This is a genomic window from Lysinibacillus sp. NPDC093692 (assembly GCF_050280125.1).
Taxonomy (GTDB): domain Bacteria; phylum Bacillota; class Bacilli; order Bacillales_A; family Planococcaceae; genus Lysinibacillus.
This window is the reverse complement of the sequence record NZ_JBNNUW010000014.1, coordinates 64,162-85,381: the sequence shown is the minus strand read 5'-3', so window position 1 is coordinate 85,381 and position 21,220 is coordinate 64,162. Positions and strand designations below refer to the sequence as shown.

The window sequence follows — 21,220 nt, the reverse complement described above, 5'->3', positions numbered from 1 at the left end:
GGGAATGGGATAGCAATATATTGAAGTTTATTTTTTATTTAGAATCGTGAAAAATAATTCCAAGACCGTATCGTTCTCCAGAAGTAACCGTGCTTATTCCGTGACGAACCGTATTTTTATAATATCCTTTTTTACCTAGAACAGGTCTATAGTTAGTAGGAAAAATCAGCGCACTACCTTGTTCTAAAGTAATGACATGTCCCCTACTCTGAGCACGAGGAATTTGTTCCACTAACAGAGATTCTCCACCGCAAAAGTCCTTTTCACGTTGATTTAATACAAATACTACTTGAAACGGGAAAAATATGTCTCCATATCAATTACGCTTGGCGTAATTGCGTCCGGATTTTGAATTGTGCCATCACAATTCATTCCTTTGAAAATCCGTGACATCCGCCGGAGGCATTTATCTTTATTCAGTAGGTGTTTGGACACCCACTGAATAGGTACCAAAATCGCATTTATCTCACCACCTATAGAGGTGGGAGTATTCTGCTGAATAAAGATAAATCTTGATGCAAACAATTAAACCCGCCTGTTTCATACTTTAATAGTAAAGGTGTCGGTCTAGTTTGATCATATTTTTCACAGGTGTTCAAAAAATCTTGAAGATGATCTGGAAACTGTTCTGTTTTCTTTAAATAACCTAACCAGCGATTAGCTGTTTTGGCCAACTCTACATAAAAGGACTCTCTTAAACTTTGGAGGATTTCAGGTAATGGATAGGAAAAATATTTGTACTCCCCATTTCCAAAGCGATATCTCGTCATATTGATTGTCGTTCTGTATGGCTCTTCCTCACAATACAATCCTTTGAAGAATTCACATTCCTCTTTCGTTAAAATCACTGGAAGCTTTGCAAATCCTTGCTCATCTAATTCATGTTGAATTGAATCCCAATTTAAGCTCTCGACACGTGTTTTTATATGTTGGACCATTTTTATCAACTCCTATTTTGCATTCTTGATAACTAACACTATAACCTCATAAATAAAAAAAAATAAGGTGTTTAGAATGTAATAGCAAGATAACAAAATTAGGGAAGATTATTATGTGATAAAGTAAAATTACAGTCAGTGTGAGTTTTCTACAGTATAAAAAAATCGGAATAAGATGAGGAGAATGAAAAGTGATATGGCATGAAATCAATGATGTTATTGTAATTGCATTACCTGAAAACTTCGACATGAATGCTAACGTAGGCTATCTAACAAGAGAAAACAATGAATGCATGTATGAAATAGAGAACGATATCATTACAAAAGTTATAGCCATTGGGGAAATTCGATCCTTAGTACAGGTAAGCGTAATCAATAATAAACAAATGGTTGTTCAATTCCTAAATGATACGAGACCTATTGAAAAGTGGAAACGGGAAGAGATTGTAAAATATATTTATGAATGGTTTGATCTTGATAACGATTTAACGCCATTTTATGAAATGGCAAAAGTAGACCCATTACTTAAAATGCCTGCCAAAAAATTCTATGGATTGCGAGTTATCGGCATTCCCGATTTATTTGAAGCTTTATGTTGGGGCGTTTTAGGGCAACAAATTAACTTAGCCTTCGCGTACTCCTTAAAGAAGCAATTTGTAGAAAGATTTGGCGATTCCATCGATTGGAATGGTAAAAAGTATTGGGTGTTCCCAACGTACGAACGAATTGCACAATTAACACCTACCGACCTAGCACATATTAAAATGACGGTAAAAAAAAGTGAATATATTATTGGAATTGCTAAATTAATGGCAAGTGGAGAATTATCGAGGGAAAAACTAATAAAAATGAACTTTAAAGATGCTGAAAAAAACTTAATTAAAATACGAGGAATCGGTCCTTGGACAGCCAATTATGTTTTAATGCGCTGCCTCAGGTTCCAGACAGCTTTTCCAATCGATGATGTAGGCCTTATTAATTCGATAAAAATATTACGTAATATGGAGCGAAAGCCTACGAAAGTTGAAATCTTAGAATTATCGCTTCCATGGGAAAACTGGGAATCATACGCTACCTTTTATTTATGGCGTGTCCTTTATTGATCTTTAATTTTAAACCAAGGCGGATCATCTGCCCCACTGACTGTTCCTTGACCCTCTTTAAACCAACTCGACACAAAAACGCCCCTTTAGATAATCATATCCAAAGGGGCAAAGCTTCGCGAGTTTATTTTAAACACCGCATCTTTTTTATAAACGGTTTATAGGCCACATTTTAACTGTGCTGCACAGTTTGTACATGTATTACAGCCACCGATTTCTTCTACAGTTCCTTTACGGCATACAGGACAAGTATTCCCTACATCCGAACCAATAACTGTTGTCGATTCTAATGCTTGAATCGTATCTACTAATACAACTGGACGCTTCGTTGGTACTTCTACTAAATCTTCCTCAAATGACAGTTGATCCATATCATTTTCTTCAGCCTTTAGTGTCAGTACTTGTGAATCACGGCTACCATCTACATAGACCGTACCACCTTTAGCGCCACCATTATATAAACGCTCGTATACTTTTTCAACCTGTTGTACTGTATAACCTTTTGGTGCGTTTACAGTTTTTGAAATAGATGAATCAATCCATTTTTGGATGATACATTGTACATCAGCATGTGCCTCTGGTTTTAACTCCATCGCCGTAACGAACCAATCAGGAAGGTTATTCTCATCTACTTCCGGATGACGTTCTAAATATTCATGTACGATTTCTGCTTTTACCTCGATGAATTTACCTAGGCGACCAGAACGGTAATATGTGAATGAGAAGTATGGCTCAAGACCTGTTGCCACGCCAACCATTGTACCAGTCGAACCAGTTGGAGCTACTGTTAGTAAATGTGAGTTGCGAATACCTGTTGCTAAAATTTGCTCTTTAATATGCGCAGGCATTTTTTGCATAAAGCCAGTTTCAGTGAATGCTTTACGTAAACGTGCTGTCTCTTCCTCTGTTGCTCCTACAAGGAATGGGAAGCTGCCGCGTTCTTTAGCAAGTTCTGTGGAAGCTTCATAAGCAGTCTCAGCAATCGTTTTAAAGATTTCATCAACTAGCTCATTACCCGCTTCTGAGCCATATTCTTTCTCACAATAAATTAGTAAGTCCGCTAAGCCCATTACGCCTAAGCCAACACGACGCTCTCCTAGAGCTTGTACACGGTTTTCTTCTAAGAAGTATGGTGTAGCATCAATAACATTATCTTGCATACGAACACCAACACGAACTGTTTCACGTAGTGCTTCGAAATCAATCGTTTGATCTTCTTTATTCGCAAACTGTGCTAAGTTCACAGCTGCTAAGTTACACACAGAATATGGTGCGAGTGGTTGTTCCAATTATTGTTATCCTAAAGGCTTTTTATCCTCTAGTTCTTACAGTTCAATTCCTGTAAGTTCAGCATACATTTTCATTACACACTTTTTTCATAAACCTAAGTAGTTCTTTTCTTCCTCTATCTTCCCCAAAGATTGATTTCGAAATTACTCTAAAATCTTTAACTCCAAATTCTTGATAAATGCTTTCGATTAATGGTTGGAGAGTTGATTTTATTTGATTAAAGGGGGTTGCAGTTATAATTTCTTGATTGTCGATTGCCCATTTAATTACTGTCTGTTTAATTTCTTGATGAATTTTTGCTCGCTTTTCAACATAAGTTTGTGTGGCAACTTGAATATTTGAACTTTCAGCGCATGATTGAGTACAAAACCATTTGGATGAAGAAACAATAACTTCAAACTTGCTCCCACAACTTTTACAGATTCTTTGTTCCCTAGGTTTCTTTTGCTTACCCTTTTGAGCCAAGCCAGATTTTCTTAAACCTTCAATCATTCTTGCTTTCGCCGGACTATTAGATTCCCACAATCGCTTTGTATGCTGTCCAATTATTTTTTTAGTATGCTCATTATGTTGTTGATTGAAATGAGCTTTGAACTTACCATAATTAGCTTTGTTTATTGTTGTATTTTTTGATTCTATCCATTCTGTTATCGTTGAAGTTAACGAAAATGGTACAAGTTTATACATTTCGAGCAATTCTTCATAAGAAATTAATTCGCAATTAATATCATAAGTTGTCTCAATAACCTTTAAAGCTTCTAGAGCTTTTTCTTTCGCCGTAATATCGCGAGACTTAATTTCAACAATCTTTATAATATCACCGTTATCATTATAGAAGAAAAAATCAGGTTTATAAAATTTGAATCCAATATTAAATACTTTGTCTTCATAGCCCCAAGAAATTGAATGATAATCTAGAAATTTGGCATATGCATACTCATATGAACTTCTTAAATAGTATGATTTATAAAAACCTGCATAACCTCTGTTCATTTGATTACAGCCTTTCTCTAATTAGGCCAGTCTATTGTTATGTGTAATGTTGCGGTCTCGTGCCCGGGTTATAGTCTACTAAGTAGGATCACCGGGTATGCGTTGCCCCTGACTGAAGTTTTACCTTTAGCCTTCGGTTCGGATTAGCATCTCAGCCTTCCCGCTTTATCCCGCAATTTTTAACGTGAGGCGAAGTCCACCACACGGATTAGTCGCTACAACGCTTTGACCATAAGCTTTTGCGTTAGTCATGTCATTGGCGTTGTCGATGAAGAAAATACCTGGCTCTGCAGAGTACGTTGCACAAACGTTGATTAAATTCCATAATTCCTGCGCTTTAATCGTACGGTATGTGCGTACTTTATAGCCCATTTTCTCCCATTCGCGCACGTCTCCAACTTTATGCCACTCACTGTTGTAAATAGCCATTTCTTCTTTTGTATATTCTTCAACAGCTGGGAAACGAAGCTCGAATTCAGCGTCATTTTCAACTGCTTCCATAAATTCTTTTGTTAATGTTACAGAAATATTTGCACCAGTTAAAAACTCTGGATTGTGAACAGTATAAGTACCGCCATCGCGTAGTTTGTTTTCCGCTTCGCGAATAATAGCTGTATCAAAACCACCTAAGCCTTCGATACCTTTATAGTTAACAATACCTTGGTACATAGCTTCCTCTTGAGTTGAAAGAGGTTTAAAGTTTAATTTTTCTTTTGCTAGACGAATAATTGTTCTATCCGTTGTATTTTCGATTAGGTATCGTAGAATACGTGGATTTTGCATTTTCGAAATAATAAATTCCACGATATCAGGATGCCAATCTGCCAGCATAATCATTTGTGCTCCCATTTTTTGTTACAGAAAAATAATGAATTTAATTTTTCTGGTATGGTCATTTCTGCCATACTCTTATGCTTTCACATAAGATCAGACTATATCATCAAAGAATACTGTTCTTTGTCTCGTGCCTCATAAGAGCGTCACCGCCTAATATGATTTACTTCTTTCATACTTTGCCAAGCTTAGAAAGTTTCAATAGTCGTTGAACGTTCATCTACGTTTCCATAGACGCTTCGCTGCTGATTGCCCAATCTTTTCTTTTTTCAAGCATTCACGCCTAACTTCACAGTTTACGTTGTAGCAAGAAAAGCTCTCAGGGTGTTCCAGCAATTCACGAGATTACGTCGCCGAGTCTTAACGACGGGAACCACCTTGTTCGACAAGATGAGTCAGTTTCGCAATATCATCTAACCATGATACAGAGCCAGATGATTTACCATTTACACCACGAGCTAAAGTGTTACGTGGACGCAATGTTGAACCATTTGTCCCTACACCACCACCGCGGCTCATAATTTCCATCACTTGCTTACGGTGATCACTTATTCCTTCACGTGAATCTGCTACAAATGGCATTACGTAACAGTTGAAGAAAGTTACATCCGTTTCAGATCCAGCTCCATAAATAACTCGTCCAGCTGGAATGAATTTTAATGAAACTAGTTGCTCATAAAACTTCTCAAACCATTCTTGGCGTTTCTCTTGTGTTTTTTCAACAGCAGCAAGCCCTGTTGCATTTCGTTTTGCGATTTGTTCATAAAATATTTCAAGAGGCTTTTCTAGCACGTCAATTGAACGCGTAATCACACCCGTTTCTTGCTCTTTCGGATCATCTATAGCACTACGGTAATCTTCCTCAATCAAAATTTCTGCTGTTTTTGTAGACATATCAAGCTTTTGGATTGTCCCTAAACCACGTGCAGGGAATTTTGGATCTGCCTTCACTGTTAATACGACGAAATCACCGGCTTTTAACGTTTTCTTTTCCGTATCTTTAAACGAGTAGCGATCGATCATTACAAGTCTTGATACACCTTTATGCGTAATGTGCATATCAGGTGTTACGGGATGAACCTGTGGAAATTGTTCAATATCTTTGTTTAACTGTTCAAATTTGTTTACTTCGGGTTGATGATTTGTGAGTACCATCGTTTTGCCTCCCTTATTTTCTGCTTTACAAATATAAATACACAATATCATGTGTCGTTAAACACTACATATTGTGTATGTTTCTTAAAAAAAGATACTATATCTAGTTTTTTAATTCAACTCTTGCAATTTCGAACAGAATGCGAACTGCTTGTTACTACAAGGGTTGAACGCTAAAAAAATATTTTTCTTATACCATTTTTTATTTTTTGAAGTTCCAATCATCACATGCATATTTTTTTTCTTCTAGTGCATGTACATATTCTAATTGCTCCTCAGAAAGTGTAAATGGTTTTAAATCAATTTGCAACGATTTTGCAAAACCATCTCTAAAAGCTGTCACACATTGTGCAATAGTCACAGGTTCTTTAACAAGGTTATTGATAGCAACCGCTTTTTCAGGCATCTTTCTACGCATACGTGCCTTCGCCTCTTCACTTGAAAAATTGAAGACAGATAATAATTTTTCTTGATCTAAATCAAGTAAAATAGCTCCGTGCTGTAAAATAACACCTTTTTGACGAGTTTGTGCACTACCTGCCACTTTTTTACCTTCTACTACAAGCTCATACCAGCTTGGCGCATCAAAGCAAACTGCACTTTTAGGTTTCTTTAAGTCCGCTCTTTGTTCTTCAGTATTAGGAACACTAAAATAAGCATCCATACCTAGATTATGAAACCCTTGCAATATCCCTTCACTTAACACTCTATATGCCTCTGTCACTGATTCAGGCATATCTGGATAGCTTTCTGAAACAATGACACTATATGTCAATTCATGTTCATGTAAAACGGCTCTACCACCTGTTGGACGACGAACAAAGCCTAGCCCTTGTTCTCGCACCGCCTCTAAATTGATATCTCTTTTCGCTTGTTGAAAATAGCCAATCGAAAGAGTTGCTGGCTCCCACTCATAAAAACGAATAACCGGTGGAATTAAACCTTCACTATGCCAATCAAGTAATGCTTCGTCTAATGCCATATTAAAAGATGGGCTACATTTCCCTGAATTTAGAAAATACCAAGTTGTCATATTTTCATCTCCTACAATTAATCATTTATGCCTCGGCATAAATGCGTCGGGAATCGGCTTTGTGCTTGCACAAAGAAATCCTTTTCGATTCCGTGACATCCGCCGGAGGCTTTACCTTTTGCGAATGTGTACAAAATAAGGCTCATCCCTATAGCGAGTGGTTGATTTCCGTTCCGGCCGGGCTCTTTCTCTGGGGACGACCGATGAGCCGCTTGGGCCAACAGGATGTTGGTCACGAAGGCGTTATCACAGGATGTGATGCTCTTAGCCTTCGTTCCCCTATCGCTAATCCCCGAGGAGTCGCCCTGCCTTCACTCCAATCAACCTATATATCGCATACGTTTTAGCAAATGCCATCCTACTCATGGTGATGAGCCAAAAATTAGTGTTTCTCAAAATTTTGACACTCTGCGTTTAGTTCTATTCTTTATTGAAGTATCATCCACCCAAATCTATAAATGGAGTAGAATGATTCTGTGACCTTTCACTAATAACATCCATACATATAGATAGATTAATTCTAGCCACAATCTAATTAATTTTATCAAACTCATTGGACTATCGCTAGCGCATCTTTTATAATAATAAAGAAGATAGAAAGGGGTAAGACATTTTGTTAAACATACTTATCACAATCGGTGTTATTTTAGTAGTCGTAATTGCATATATCGGTATCAATGCCCTACGACTAAAAAAAGCCGTAACAAACCTAACACAAGAACAATTTATTGAGGGCTATCGTAAAGCGCAGCTTATCGACGTACGTGAGCAAAAAGAATTTGATGCAGGTCACATTCTTGGTGCACGTAATGTTCCTTCAACAACTCTACGTCAACGTCACAAAGAAATTCGCCCAGATTTACCAGTATATTTATACTGTCAAAATACAGGCCGTAGCGCACGTGCTGCTCTATTTCTTAAAAAACGTGGCTACAACCAAATTTACCAACTTCAAGGCGGCTTCCGTACTTGGACAGGTAAAATAAAGTCTAAAAAATAATTTCAAAAAATCGTTAAGGCATAAGTGACTACTATAAATAAATATACTCGCGAAATCTAAGGTAATTTATTTATATATACCTATCTCACTTTGTTTTAAACAGGAAGAAACCATCTCAAATGACTATGAGATGGTTTACTTTTTGCAAAAAATTCTGAGTTTCTACTATATTATATTTATTGTTTAACGTCTGACAACTTATTGAACAGAAAAAAGTAGCGCGTGCGGCAATATACTGCTCACATCACATTCAACTTCCTTTATCAAAGTTCTAGCTGCTTCCCTCACTCGCCCCTCGCCTTTTTTAACCTTTATACCAAACATTAAATATTATCCCTATTTTAACGTATGTCTAAAAATACTATTTTTCGTGTAATTTTTACCTAGACGAACTCCAATCTTCTTTTTTTCTGAAAAAGACAGAAATTTACCCTTGAATATTTATGGTAGCACTGATAGGATGTATAATATCTTAAAATAATGTCATCAAGACATACAATACAAGCTATGAATGCTATGGATAAAACTATAGCAGGAGCAGTTCTGGAGAGAGCGCATTTTGCGTCGCCGAAGGGTTCACTATCTCAGGCAAAAGGACAGAGGAGTAATATTAACTTTCATCATGAAAGCTATACCACACGAATGTTTTCTTTTTTACATACAACATTCGCTATGGGTATTTGTTATTCTGTCGTTTACGAGACTAGTGTCACTACTAGTCTCTTTTTTATTTCCAGTCATAGTTTTTACGTATCTTTGAGGGGGAGCAACGTGGAACAACAACAACAATTAAAACGCGAATTAAAAAATCGCCATGTGCAGCTCATTGCGATTGGCGGAACAATCGGTACTGGTTTATTTTTAGGCTCCGGTAAAGCCATTGCTTTAGCAGGACCTTCCATCATCTTCGCCTATCTAATTGTCGGAACTGCCTTATTTTTCGTCATGCGGGCGTTAGGTGAACTGTTATTATCGAATGCTGGCTATACATCATTTACTGATTTTGCATCCGAATACATAGGACCTTGGGCAGGTTACATTACCGGTTGGACATACTGGTTCTGCTGGATTATGACCGCTATGGCAGATATTATTGCTGTCGGCGTTTATGTACAATATTGGTTTGACATTCCACAATGGGTGCCTGCAATTGGCTGTTTAGTCCTGTTGCTAATGTTGAATCTATTAACTGTAAAACTATTTGGCGAACTAGAATTTTGGTTTGCACTTATAAAAGTCATTACAATTGTTGCACTGATTGTGATTGGACTATTCATGATATTTACAGGCTTTCAAACAGGCGCTGGCACAGTTTCCGTTGAAAATCTTTGGGCATATGGCGGGTTATTCCCGAATGGTCTACACGGGTTCCTAATGGCATTCCAAATGGTTGTTTTCGCTTTTGTTGGTGTCGAGCTAGTAGGGGTTTCCGCTGCTGAAACGGCCGATCCTAAAAAGAATATTCCTTCTGCCATTAACAAAATTCCATTACGCATTTTATTATTCTACGTAGGGGCGCTATTTGTTATTTTATGCATTAATCCTTGGCATGAAATGTCTGCCTCTAGTAGTCCATTTGTACAAGTATTTACACTAGCTGGTATTCCAATTGCTGCAGGGATTATTAATTTTGTCGTTCTAACATCTGCTGCCTCGGCTGGTAATAGTGGTTTATTTTCTACAAGCCGCATGCTCTTTAATCTTGGAAACAACAAGCAAGCTTCACCAACATTTGCAAAGCTCAATAAAAACAGTGTACCAAGTAACGCACTTGTTGTATCTGCAATTGTTGTATCCGTAGGTGCATTACTAAGTAAATTAATGCCTGAAAACGCCTTTAGTGTTGTGACAACGATTAGTGCCATTTGCTTTATCTGGGTATGGAGTATTATATTAATCTCTCATATCATCTATAAACGTAAAAATCGTGCTCTTCATGAAGCATCAATTTTCAAGGCACCTTTCACACCGTTCGTGAACTATTTAGTACTTGCCTTCTTTGCATTTCTATTAGTAGTAATGTTCATTTCAGAGGCAACTCGTACGGCATTACTATTGACACCAATTTGGTTTATATTGCTGCTAATTCTTTATAAGAAAAAAAGAAAGTAATACGCTAAATTATATTGTCCTGGATAGTGACACTTTAAGCAAAGTGAAGCTATTCAGGGCTTTTTTTATTACAAATTAACGGCATTTTCTTGGCGGATGTTTAGAAAGCCGCGGAAAGAAGTAAAAAAGATGACTTCATTTACTGAAGTCATCTTTCTTTTATTGATTAAAAAATATTCATATTCCATTCGGTAGCGATATGCTTAAGTAAATTCACGCCAGCTACGCTGTTCCCGATGTCATCAATTGCTGGTCCATATATGCCAATACCGCTCCCAGCAGGAAAAGGTGAATCTAAGCCTGCATGACTTGGTACAGCCGCCAATATCGCTCCGGAAACACCACTTTTAGCGGGTAACCCGATAAATGCAGCAAATTTACCAGAAGCATTATACATACCACAAGTAACCATCAATGCCTTTGCTAATTTTGCTACTTGCTTAGGAAAAAGTTGTGTTTTTGTTAGAGGATGATAGCCATCATTGGCAATTACTAAACCAATCATTGCTAAATCTGAAACATTTACTTCAATCGCACATTGTTTTAAATAAACCTCCAATGCTTCCTCTACAGGACAGTCTAAAAAGCCAGAATCCATTAAATAATAGGCTAATGACCGATTTCGATTTGCTGTTTGCCACTCAGATTGATAAACCTCTTCATTCACCTTTAATTCCTTGCCAACCATTTGCTCTAAAAAATTAAGGATTTTTGAAACCTTTTCTTGCGGAGAATTTCCGTCAAGCATAGAGGATACTGTAATGGCTCCAGCATTAATCATTGGATTAAAAGGTTTCCCAGGCTGATGGCTTTCTAGACGAATGATTGAATTGAAGGTGTCACCTGTAGGTTCAACATCAACTCGTTCTAAAACATAAGGTAATCCTCGTTCCATACACGCTAAAATAAATGTAACGACCTTTGAAACACTTTGCAGCGTAAATAGTTCAGTTGTCTCTCCGGCTTTCATTTCGTCATTATTAGTACCGATAATCGAAATCGCCAATTGATTTGGATCTTTTTCAGCTAAAGCAGGAATATAACTTGCACATTGCCCCTCTTTAGCAAAAGGACGAAACTGTTCCACCCATTCTGCCGCAAGTTGATTATTATTATGATTGTTATGTTCTGTCGGCATTTTCTAATCTCCTTTCAAAAAACGGCATTTTACGCCAATAACTACTCAATAAGTACACTTAACTAAGAAAAAACTTAATAATAGGCAAAAACAGAGTCTCCATAGTTTACCCTACGAAGACTCTTTTTGGTATAACTTTTTTAAAATTTTGGAGGCATTTTACCTTCTGGAATTAGTGAAACATAAGTCTCCCCATCCAGACGTTCCTTCCATTCTTTTTTAGCTTCTTCAATCAGTGCTGGATTATCAATTAGATCCACAGCAGTGCAAGCCATAATTTTTGCTGCCTGCAACATCCCCTTATGTGCTATTGGCATAACACCCTGTGATACAACCTGCCAAGTATGAAGTGGTGTACCTAGTGCCATACATACAGTTGTACATTGAACAGTTGGGACATTCCAGCTTACATCTCCAACGTCCGTTGATCCACCTAATATAAATTCAGGTAGGACACTTGGGATGTGGTCAGCAATAACTTTACCTTGTAACTGCATAGCATCATCTTTTTTTAGACCTACTAATGCTGATGCCTGAATTTCAGGCGTAAATGTATTAAAAATAGCTTGGGCATGCTGTTCATCTTCTCCTGTATAAGTAGGCATTCCTAAATCAATTATTTGTTTTTGCATCGCACCATAAAGTGTTTTATTTGGAATAAGATTGGACGCTGCTCCCTCAAAGGCGATTTCTAACGATGTTTCAGTCATCAATGTTGCACCTTTAGCAATATTTTCAACACGTTGATAAATCTCTTGTACTTGATGCTTTTTAGGTGCTCTAATTAAGTATGTCACCTCTGCATACGGTTGAACGACATTTGGAGATGATCCCCCTGTGTTTGTAACCGCATAATGCACACGCGCTTCTGGAATGATATGTTCGCGTAAATAGTTCACCCGATACGAAAAACATATACATTTCTAAAAAATGTAAACAGCTCTACTGTGACACAACTTATATCTTTCGAATTTCGTTTTGTGTCTTCCTTATTCTCCGAGTCTGGTTTCGCAAAAAAGCTACTGCCATTTGGTATGACTCTCCAAAGGCTTAAATTCCGCAGTATCGTAGCGTACACATCTAAGGTTTAGTTTTTAGTTAAACTCCTTAGATTGAATAATTTGCTAAATTAATGCTTGCATTCAAATCTTTATCCAGATCATTGTTTTTCATCTTGACATGGTGTACTGACTCGACAATAACCAATTACCAACTTTTGTTTAGCAAATTTCTCAATGGACATTAACTCCATGTGTACCACCTCTCTTTCACTATGATAAAATCACATTACCCTGTTTAGAGAGGTTGTTAACATTTTTATAGTTGTATATATTTTTCTTGTTCACACGAAGGCGCAACCCTTCATGCAGTCTTTCTCTCACGAGTAGACCTCTTATGCTTTCACATAAGCGCAGACTATATCTTCATCTTATCTTCTAATAAGAGCCACATTTTTCTTCCGCCATTCGCTTGCGGTTTTACTCTCCCTCAAGGAGATAGTCGTTGAACGTCTTCCATGTCTCATAAGAGACTTAGGACTTTCGCTGCTAAACATCCATTGCCAAAGCACTTAGCGCCACCGTTTTCCGTTGTCACGATGATCTTTTACGGACACTGAGTGATTTTTTTTCAGCTTATGCCATCCTTGTTGTTTTTTCTGCTTTCGCACCGTTACGTCTGCCGTTTCCAGCTCCGCGTTGGTCACAAGGCTTTAGGAGTTAAAAGCAATTAACGTGGAGTTCGCACCAATTGCTTGATACGAAGGGTATTCTGTTATAAATTTATGCTTCTATACAGATTTGTATAGTTTTGTCTGAATTTATCGTAACAGTTTAGTTACCCAACATTCATAAGTTCAACTGCATCTAATGCACTTCGTCCTAAATGTGGCGCTGCTGCTGCATGTGCACTTTTTCCCGTAAACTTAAACGTAACTGCATAGTTTGCAAGAGAGGTGCAAGTCATTACAGTCGTAAAAGTACCAGGATGCCAGGATATTGCAATATCGACATCATCAAAAATACCAGCCTTCGCCATATAAGCTTTCCCTGAACCATTCTCCTCTGCAGGACAACCGTAGAAACGAATTGTCGCTGATTGATTATTTTGCTCTAAATAATCTTTCACCGCAACAGCCGCGGAGAACGCTCCTGTACCTAATAAGTTATGCCCACAACCATGGCCACTTTCTCCGTCCTCTAATGGTTCGAAATGAGTAGCCCCACCTTTTTGACTCAAACCAGGCAGTGCATCATATTCACCGAGAAAGGCAATAACCGGCTTTCCAGATCCATACGTTCCTACTAGTGCTGTATCAAGGCCTGCAATGCCAAGTTCTGTTGCAAAGCCCTCTTTTTCTAAAGCTGCCTTCATATATTGAACAGATTTCTTTTCTTGAAAGTGAAGTTCAGGTACTGCCCAAATAGCATCACTTAATTGAATACTAGCATCCCTTTTTGACTCGACTAATGAAGAAATTTTTTCATGTACACTCATCTTTTTATACCCCCTATTATGAATTCAAAAGACTTCCTTTTTGATCATTTAACGTTAAAAGCGAAATAATACAAATAACTGCAAATCCAATTAACATCCAAAATGCTGCATCGAAGGAACCGTTAAAAGCATCTACCATAAAGCCGATTGCCATCGGTGTTACAAATCCAGCTAATTGCCCGCCTGTATTAGCAACTCCCATTGCGGAACCTGTAATAGAAGAAGGTAATTTCTTTAACACAATGGCAGGTAGTAATGTAATAACAAATGCAATAAATAAAGTAACGACCGTTTGATACGTAATAAACATCGTTACCGACTCCGCTGTAAACATGAAGTACAATAAAATACCAATTAATCCACAAGAAATTGAACCTAAGATTTTGTCCATTCCTCGTGGTAACTTATCAATGAGATAACCACTTCCATAAATACCGATAATAGTAGTGATAGCTGGAATTGTTTGCGCCCAACCAATAGACATTAAATCGAGTCCACGATTTTTTTGAAGGTATGTTGGAATCCAAGAAACTAATCCCCAGTTCACCGCATAAATACAGAAATAAGCAATCATTAAATTCCACATAAGCGGCGTCTTAAAAAGTTCCTTAAAGTTTACTTTCGTAGAAGTATTTTCTTTACCATTACTACTTTCCACTACTTCCTCTTGTGGAAGTTTTATATATTTCCAATATAAAAATGCAATAATGGCTCCGATCGCACCAATGACAACAAACATCGTACGCCAGCCGATTGTTCCTAACAAATAAGCTGCGAGTAAAGGTACGATTAACGAAACAATGCCTCCAGAGGAAAGCATAATTGACATCGCTCGCCCTCGTTCTTCCCTCGGATAAATCGTCGCAATAATTTTAGAGCTCGATGGTTGGAACCCACCTTCCCCAATACCAAATAAAAATCGAATGATAATCATCGCAACTAAAGACCAAGCTATTGCCGTCAAACCTGTGAATATCGACCACATAATTACTGAAAAAAGTAAGATCTTTTTAGCGCCAAATTTATCAGCCAACCAGCCGCCAGGTATTTGCATAATCGCATAACCTAAAAAGAAAGCACTTAAAATAATTCCAGTGGAAGAAGCATCTAAATTTAAATCACCCGTAATCGATACCACTGCATAGTTCATGATGTAACGATCTAGATTTCCTAATGACCATCCTAAAAATAAGAGTGCAAGGATTAAATTTCTGGATTTTTTGGTTACTTCATTCGTTGTCATTACTATCCCTCCCATGTTTAAACTGCGTTGCTGCAATTGATCGTATTAAAGGAAAAAGACATTCAGTTACTTACTCGAATATTGCGACAACTAAAATTCTTATTCTTCCATCTCGATACCTATTGCAACTTTCCTATACTATTTTTTATCTCTCCCTATTAAAATCGGCCCCTATATATAGCGACATTTTCGTTATATATTCGTATAATAATCGACTTTTTATGAATTGACAATATTATTTTGAAAATTTTTAATAAATAATCGCACAAAAAAAGGTGTCTAACATACGTCATAGAAACTTGGAAACTGTTGATTTGTCTACACTTTTTAAACATTCATCAAAAGCAAATAATAACTAAAAAAATTCTGTATTTTCTATTTCGCAAATTTCCGCCAAACAAAAAATGCCCTTAAACCATTCATTGGTTTAGGACATTTTATACGCTTGACCTACATCACAAGCTGGTATATTTTTATTGGTCTACCACGTGTATGCTGTAATTCTTCTCCACAAATTTCCGCTAAACCTACACTACATAAATCTGCCACGATGCGCTGTGCATTTCGTTCACTCATTTGAAGCTGTGCGGCTAAATCCTTTGTCGTAAAATGCTTCCAACTCATTTTTTGAACTAGCGCTTGTATTCTTGTATAGTTTTTAATGCTAACATTGCCTTTTTTTAATTTTTCAAGGATAGTAGGATCATCAGCTCGATAGGAATATGATAGCTCCTCGCTATTTCCGACAGATTCAATCATTGTACCATCATCTTGAATCATGACAATATCAATCGATTCATGTTCTTTCGTTTGACGTAAAGCTCTATGCGCATTTACTTCGGCATTAAATACCGTTTGCGCAAAGCCTATTCCTGCTGTAACCTTTGCCTCCATTTCAATGGACAGCTGGTACATCTTTTCCTTGATGAATTGAATCTGCCCTTCGATTGCTCCCCTCGTACTGAAAATAGTATATCTCCCATTCCCTTCCTCGATTAAGGAACCATCAATCTGTTCGCATAATTGCAGTAAGTTTTCCTTCATGCGCAATTCTAAATATTGAATACGATATCCTTGTTTCATTCTTTCCTTCAATGAATCGAATTCTTTTATTTCGAGCATGACAGCACCTATTTGCGTTTCTTTATAATACGACGTTTTAATTTTTTCGGTAAATAGCTGAACGGTATGGTAAATTTCTGTTTTTGTAGGGGATACCCAATAGGAGGGAACTCCCCTCTTTTTCAGCTCTTCATCGACAGACGGGTAACATGTGATCGCAAAATCGATTTTCCCCTTCAGCCATAGGTCATAATGGAAATCAAATAATTCTTTCGGATCAATGGCCACATCAAATTCCTTTACATACATGTCCCTTACATTTTTCTCGATCTCTGCTACCCCTTCTAACAACATTTGTGCAGGTGATGAAACAATATCAATACTGACATTCTCAATAACTTTCCCTACTTTATAGGATTGCTCAAAAAAGCCTTTGTAAATAGCCGCCTCAGAAAAGATGATATGTGCCAGCTTATCCTGTGAAACACTTGTCTGGCTAGCAATTTTATAAGGTATGTATCCCGAAAATAGCCAAAAATCAACATCTTGATTGTAGGTTTCCACAAGATGTTGCGTTTCTGTAGCAATCGTATAAATATATGGGATAAACTCCATATCCTCTTCGATTTCATGTGCTAATTCGATAATTTTTTTTACGGATTTTATTGGGCCAACAACACCTATTTTATACATCTTTAGTACCTACCTTCTATGTCAAACTACTTTCGTTATGACAAACAATTCTTAATTATTATACAGATTAACTATAAATAGTATATCGAAGAATTGATATTCTACACAAATAAATAAGATAAATTTAACCAGTGGACTTTATATCAATGAATTAAGTGTGTCAAATTAAGCGGGTTGCTTTTGTGGGGCGTTGGGCGGCAGATGTTTTTTTGCGCGAAAGCGTAGCGGTAGTGGCAGATGGTTTTTGCCCGAAGCGTAGCGGTAGCAAACATTTTTACGTTTCGTCATCCAACTTTTAATTTTATCGGAATACTTTCATATTTTATCTCCCAACTTTTGATTTTTATCGATAAACTTTCACGTTTTATCGCCCAACTTTTGATTTTTATCGATAAACTTTCACGTTTTATCGCCTAACTTTTGATTTTTATCGATAAACTTTTATGCTTTATCACCTAACTAAGCCAATCGCGCATACTAAAACCCCGAATAATTTCGTTATTCGGGGTTTAGGCTTAAACAGTTTTATAAATCGTTTACATACATTTTATTATATAAAATTTCTAATTTTTTCGAGAGCTTACCGTACGCAGTTTGCCAAGCTTTACGAGCTGCTGCATTATCGTCTGTCGAAGGTACGTAAAGCGCATGTACATCAGCTACCTTTTTCAAGTCACTCTCGGCCTGTGTTAGTTTAGAATAATTTTTCACGACACTCTTTTCTGAAGAACTAAGGGCATCATATGCTGTACGAATTTCTTTTACTTTCGTTTCCAAGTCATCAATATATTCACCATTTACGAGCAGTGAATTAATTGATTCAACTAATTTCAAAGCACTTTCATTAGACTGTTGTTGACCTTTATCCTTATCGATAATGGATTGTCGTATTTCTGGACTAACTAAACTCATTTGTTTTGAAGTTAGCTTATTAAAAGCTTTAATAACAGTTGTTGGGTTACTCGTAAATGATTTGTCATACGTCTTCATAAATGATTCTACTTTTTTCACATCAGAAACCGCTGTTGTTAAGATCGACGCATTCGTAATACGTTTTTTATCACTAGAGCTCAGCTTTTTATATTCAATTGAAAGCTCATTAATCTTTTCTATTGAAACTGTATACGTCTCATTATCATTTGAGACAATTTTTGCAATCTCATTATTTAATGTTGTGACATCTGGTGCGTCTTCTAGACGATTATTGAGCAAATCTTCATATTGCTGTTTGGCTAAATGCTGTTGATTTGCTGGTAGCTTAGCATATGCAGTTTGTACGGTTTGAATTTTTTTCGCTTGTTTCGCAGCATCTGTTTCTTGTCGTGCTGCTTGCACTTTTTTATGGAATGACTTAACACCAGAAAGATCTTTACTGGCGGCTGTTAATAAATAATAGTTTGTAACATACTTTCGTCCACCCGAAGATAGGTTTTTATATTTTGTTGTTGCTACATTTACAGCACTTTCGAATTGTGCAAATGTATATTTCGTTACATTAGCAAGCTTCTCAACTTCGGCTTTTAAAGCCAATGCAGCCGCTTTATCAGCAGGTTCCTTACCATTTACGTTAACTGTAATTGTTGGCGTATTTAATAAAAAATCGTTTGCATTATAAACAAGTGACTGTTGTAAACTAGTTAACTTATTATAAGCTTTCAATACATTTGTGTAGTTCGTTTTTAACTTACTCTCAGCTACCCCCGGTGTTTCTGAAAGCTTTTGGTAAGCGTCCATGTCTTTAATAATTTTTTCAGCTGCTTTAAAATCCTTTTGTAAAGTTATCAAGCTATCATACCCGACAATTTTAGCCGCTGAATTTTTCGTTAAACCTTTATACTCATTAATAATACGGTTTACATTATTGACATGTCCTTGCCAAGAATCTTTTGATGGATCTATTGGGTAACTGTCATCCACATCGCCTACATAACTGTCAATCTCTCTATTTAAGTTGTCTATTTGATTGTTTTCTGCGTTTTCAGCTTGAAGTAATGTATGCTTATATTCCGTTGGTACTAGTTGTAGCTGTTTATAAGTTAGTTTTTCATAAGCCGTACGTATTGATTTTGCTGTAGTCACCTGTTTGCTAGGTGAATCTTTAGGTGACAGCTTATCGAAAAGTTTAATAAATTGTTCGACCTTTTTGATATCCGATTTAGCATCACTTAAAATCACTTGATTTTGAACAGTTGCTCGGTAATTTTGAGATAATTTTGCTATATCCTTTTCTATTGTTTCTACTGCTGATTTTAAAGATTCGATGCTAGTAGGTACATACGTAACAAAAGAACTTTTATAGTCTAATAATGCAACAATTGCCTGATTTAGTCTTCTAACTTCTTTAAATTCTTCGATATCTGTAGGATCTTTCAAAATGTTTTTAATGCTATTGTATAAGGCATCGTTTAGATCTAAGCTGCGTTGTAATAAATCCAACTTGTCATAGGCCTCATCGATTTCTTTTAAATACTTCGGTAGGTCTTTTTCATTAATCTCTTTTACCTTATCTACTTTCTCATTTAACTTGCTTATTACATCTACATCTACAGCAGCTCTCTTTAATACATCATAATTTTTCACATTCGCCTTTGCTGCAGCCGATAGTGCCTCATATTTACTTTCTAATTCCGTTACTTTAGCCTTAAAAGATTCTAAACTTGTTACATTATATGTGTTGTCATTTACTAATAAAGTTTTAATTTCTTCAATCATTGAATCGGATGGTTCATTAGATATTGTTATCACATCAGACTCGGCAGATTCTACCAAAGAAATGCCTACCTTTGCCTGGACTTTGACCATTATATCTGTAATGCCATCTGTTAAAGCATTATTAGGAATTCTGTATGTGTCTTTAGTAGCTCCATCAATTATTGTGAAGGATTCACCAACTTTATAAAACCATTGATAGCTATATGTAATTTGATTGCTTTGTAACTTTGCCCCAGCATCATCGGTTACAATTGCTCCTCCTACTTGTACCGATTCACCAGGTACTGCATATTTTGAACTACTTTCAATTCTAGGTTTAGTTATTGAAAGTTTTAGTTCATTAATCGAACGGGGTTCACTCTTATACTTATTGCCTTCTGTTGTAGTCGCTTCCACGAAAACTGCTTTGCCTGCTGCTTCTACTGGTACTGTAAATGACGCTGTTGTGGCACCAGAGATTGGTTTATTCGTTGAATCATTAGAGCCACCTACATAGTACCATTGATAACCTTTAACAATTGAACTTGCTGGTAAGTTTTCGATAGAAGCTTTTAACGTTTCATTTACTGTATTTTTCCCTGTAACTGTAACTGTATCGGTTCCCGCCGCTCCTGCAACTGTTGGTACAAATAGAGCCGCTGGAATAGCTGCTGCTGTAAAAAGTAATTTTTTATTCAAATTTCCATACCTCCTCTATCATCTATTGAATTATATCGGCTACATTTTTAATAATTCTCTTCATTTTATAGATTAATTCTAAAAAGTGTATTTCCTCCTATTCCAAAACAGAAAATAATACTATTTTGATTTCACATTGATTTTCACACTATTTATTTCACTCTCTATATACTGAAGAATCTATTGCCGCTTCATCAACTGAATCATCGTCGTTTATCTCCTTATTAAATATCAGAATCATTTTTTTCATTTAAACAGATTTCTATAAATTCAAAAAGACCCTTTGCCTCAATTGTTCGATTTCCCCAATCATGCCAAAAATACAAGACCTGACCCACTACTCCTTCTTTTGTTGGATCTGTATCAAGACAAAGATAATCACCTCCACCATTTTCAGCAATCGGAATCCATTTTTTATTCCAAAGCGTTGGTTTAACCTCAACACCATACTCTATATCTGGAAACAAATCATCTGGATCAATCTCCTCCTGTAGAAACTCCCAATTATCAATAATTTCAGAAATAGGAGAAAGTGTTAAATTTCTAGCAAAGGGCAGTACTCCTTGCGACCAGTCTTGCCCATTAAATATACTATAAAAACTTTTCATCTCTTCAGTGAGAGTAATACCTAATGTAGTTTCGATTAGTTGAAATTCTTCAGCTGTTGCACCAGGCTGAAGGTTTAATGCTTCTCTACCATTCATTTCTAACTTCGAATTTTTTTCAATGATACGATTCCA

The 21,220-nt window shown here is 36.7% G+C and carries 10 protein-coding genes, 7 pseudogenes and 1 riboswitch; of the genes and pseudogenes, 3 read left to right on the top strand and 14 right to left on the bottom strand.

Features of this window, described 5'->3' with window-relative positions:
- Window positions 1-34: 34 nt before the first annotated feature.
- Window positions 35-316: pseudogene (locus ACQKN4_RS15685) on the bottom strand (2OG-Fe(II) oxygenase); the annotation flags it as partial.
- A 190-nt stretch (window positions 317-506) separates the two neighbouring features.
- Window positions 507-938 (bottom strand): annotated as a pseudogene (locus tag ACQKN4_RS15680) (2OG-Fe(II) oxygenase); the annotation flags it as partial.
- Between the two features lie 191 nt (window positions 939-1,129).
- On the opposite strand from ACQKN4_RS15680, the gene ACQKN4_RS15675 reads away from it, so the two are divergent.
- Window positions 1,130-2,041: a DNA-3-methyladenine glycosylase family protein gene (locus ACQKN4_RS15675; protein WP_427484149.1), complete on the top strand. Its 912-nt coding sequence runs from the start codon at window positions 1,130-1,132 to the stop codon at window positions 2,039-2,041.
- Window positions 2,042-2,199: 158 nt separating this feature from the next.
- Here ACQKN4_RS15675 and ACQKN4_RS15670 read toward each other — a convergent pair.
- The 5 genes and pseudogenes from ACQKN4_RS15670 to ACQKN4_RS15650 form a co-directional block, all read right to left on the bottom strand.
- Window positions 2,200-3,327, bottom strand: a pseudogene (locus tag ACQKN4_RS15670) (hypothetical protein); the annotation flags it as partial.
- Between the two features lie 61 nt (window positions 3,328-3,388).
- Complete coding sequence (locus ACQKN4_RS15665; RefSeq protein WP_427484148.1) at window positions 3,389-4,324, bottom strand: restriction endonuclease; 936 nt, start codon at window positions 4,322-4,324, stop codon at window positions 3,389-3,391.
- A gap of 198 nt (window positions 4,325-4,522) precedes the next feature.
- Window positions 4,523-5,176, bottom strand: a pseudogene (locus ACQKN4_RS15660) (vitamin B12-dependent ribonucleotide reductase); the annotation flags it as partial.
- A gap of 345 nt (window positions 5,177-5,521) precedes the next feature.
- Window positions 5,522-6,313 (bottom strand): annotated as a pseudogene (locus tag ACQKN4_RS15655) (ribonucleotide reductase N-terminal alpha domain-containing protein); the annotation flags it as partial.
- A gap of 202 nt (window positions 6,314-6,515) precedes the next feature.
- The gene (locus tag ACQKN4_RS15650) at window positions 6,516-7,346 is read right to left on the bottom strand and encodes a lipoate--protein ligase family protein (RefSeq protein ID WP_170939020.1); all 831 of its coding nucleotides are present in this window, start codon (window positions 7,344-7,346) and stop codon (window positions 6,516-6,518) included.
- A gap of 613 nt (window positions 7,347-7,959) precedes the next feature.
- Here ACQKN4_RS15650 and ACQKN4_RS15645 point away from each other — a divergent pair.
- Both ACQKN4_RS15645 and ACQKN4_RS15640 read left to right on the top strand, forming a co-directional pair.
- The gene (locus tag ACQKN4_RS15645) at window positions 7,960-8,346 is read left to right on the top strand and encodes a rhodanese-like domain-containing protein (protein ID WP_079562970.1); all 387 of its coding nucleotides are present in this window, start codon (window positions 7,960-7,962) and stop codon (window positions 8,344-8,346) included.
- Between the two features lie 533 nt (window positions 8,347-8,879).
- Window positions 8,880-8,956: riboswitch (glycine riboswitch) on the top strand.
- Window positions 8,957-9,117: 161 nt separating this feature from the next.
- Window positions 9,118-10,458, top strand: coding sequence for an amino acid permease (locus ACQKN4_RS15640; RefSeq protein WP_427484147.1), 1,341 nt, complete (start codon window positions 9,118-9,120; stop codon window positions 10,456-10,458).
- 166 nt (window positions 10,459-10,624) lie between these two features.
- Here ACQKN4_RS15640 and ACQKN4_RS15635 read toward each other — a convergent pair whose 3' ends face one another.
- From ACQKN4_RS15635 to ACQKN4_RS15605, 7 genes and pseudogenes are all read right to left on the bottom strand, one after another.
- A complete protein-coding gene (locus ACQKN4_RS15635; protein ID WP_079562968.1) occupies window positions 10,625-11,596 on the bottom strand; it encodes a glutaminase in 972 nt (323 codons plus the stop codon).
- 140 nt (window positions 11,597-11,736) lie between these two features.
- Window positions 11,737-12,495 (bottom strand): annotated as a pseudogene (locus tag ACQKN4_RS15630) (amidohydrolase); the annotation flags it as partial.
- Window positions 12,496-13,435: 940 nt separating this feature from the next.
- A pseudogene (locus ACQKN4_RS15625) lies at window positions 13,436-14,092 on the bottom strand (amidohydrolase); the annotation flags it as partial.
- A gap of 16 nt (window positions 14,093-14,108) precedes the next feature.
- Window positions 14,109-15,335 carry an MFS transporter gene (locus tag ACQKN4_RS15620; RefSeq protein ID WP_427484146.1) on the bottom strand — a complete coding sequence of 409 codons (1,227 nt, stop codon included), beginning with the start codon at window positions 15,333-15,335 and terminating at the stop codon, window positions 14,109-14,111.
- A 450-nt stretch (window positions 15,336-15,785) separates the two neighbouring features.
- Window positions 15,786-17,090, bottom strand: coding sequence for a hypothetical protein (locus ACQKN4_RS15615; RefSeq protein ID WP_427484145.1), 1,305 nt, complete (start codon window positions 17,088-17,090; stop codon window positions 15,786-15,788).
- A 525-nt stretch (window positions 17,091-17,615) separates the two neighbouring features.
- Window positions 17,616-20,480, bottom strand: a complete 2,865-nt coding sequence (locus ACQKN4_RS15610; RefSeq protein ID WP_427484144.1) for a hypothetical protein — start codon at window positions 20,478-20,480, stop codon at window positions 17,616-17,618.
- A 224-nt stretch (window positions 20,481-20,704) separates the two neighbouring features.
- A complete protein-coding gene (locus ACQKN4_RS15605) occupies window positions 20,705-21,184 on the bottom strand; it encodes an SMI1/KNR4 family protein (RefSeq protein WP_427484167.1) in 480 nt (159 codons plus the stop codon).
- Window positions 21,185-21,220: the final 36 nt, after the last annotated feature.

Excerpts from the sequence above, each read along its gene's own strand:
- ACQKN4_RS15615 (WP_427484145.1), bottom strand. The coding sequence starts at position 17,090 with ATGTATAAAATAGGTGTTGTTGGCCCAATAAAATCCGTAAAAAAAATT.
- ACQKN4_RS15620 (WP_427484146.1), bottom strand. The coding sequence starts at position 15,335 with ATGACAACGAATGAAGTAACCAAAAAATCCAGAAATTTAATCCTTGCA.
- ACQKN4_RS15605 (WP_427484167.1), bottom strand. The coding sequence starts at position 21,184 with ATGAATGGTAGAGAAGCATTAAACCTTCAGCCTGGTGCAACAGCTGAA.
- ACQKN4_RS15650 (WP_170939020.1), bottom strand. The coding sequence starts at position 7,346 with ATGACAACTTGGTATTTTCTAAATTCAGGGAAATGTAGCCCATCTTTT.
- ACQKN4_RS15665 (WP_427484148.1), bottom strand. The coding sequence starts at position 4,324 with ATGAACAGAGGTTATGCAGGTTTTTATAAATCATACTATTTAAGAAGT.
- ACQKN4_RS15635 (WP_079562968.1), bottom strand. The coding sequence starts at position 11,596 with ATGCCGACAGAACATAACAATCATAATAATAATCAACTTGCGGCAGAA.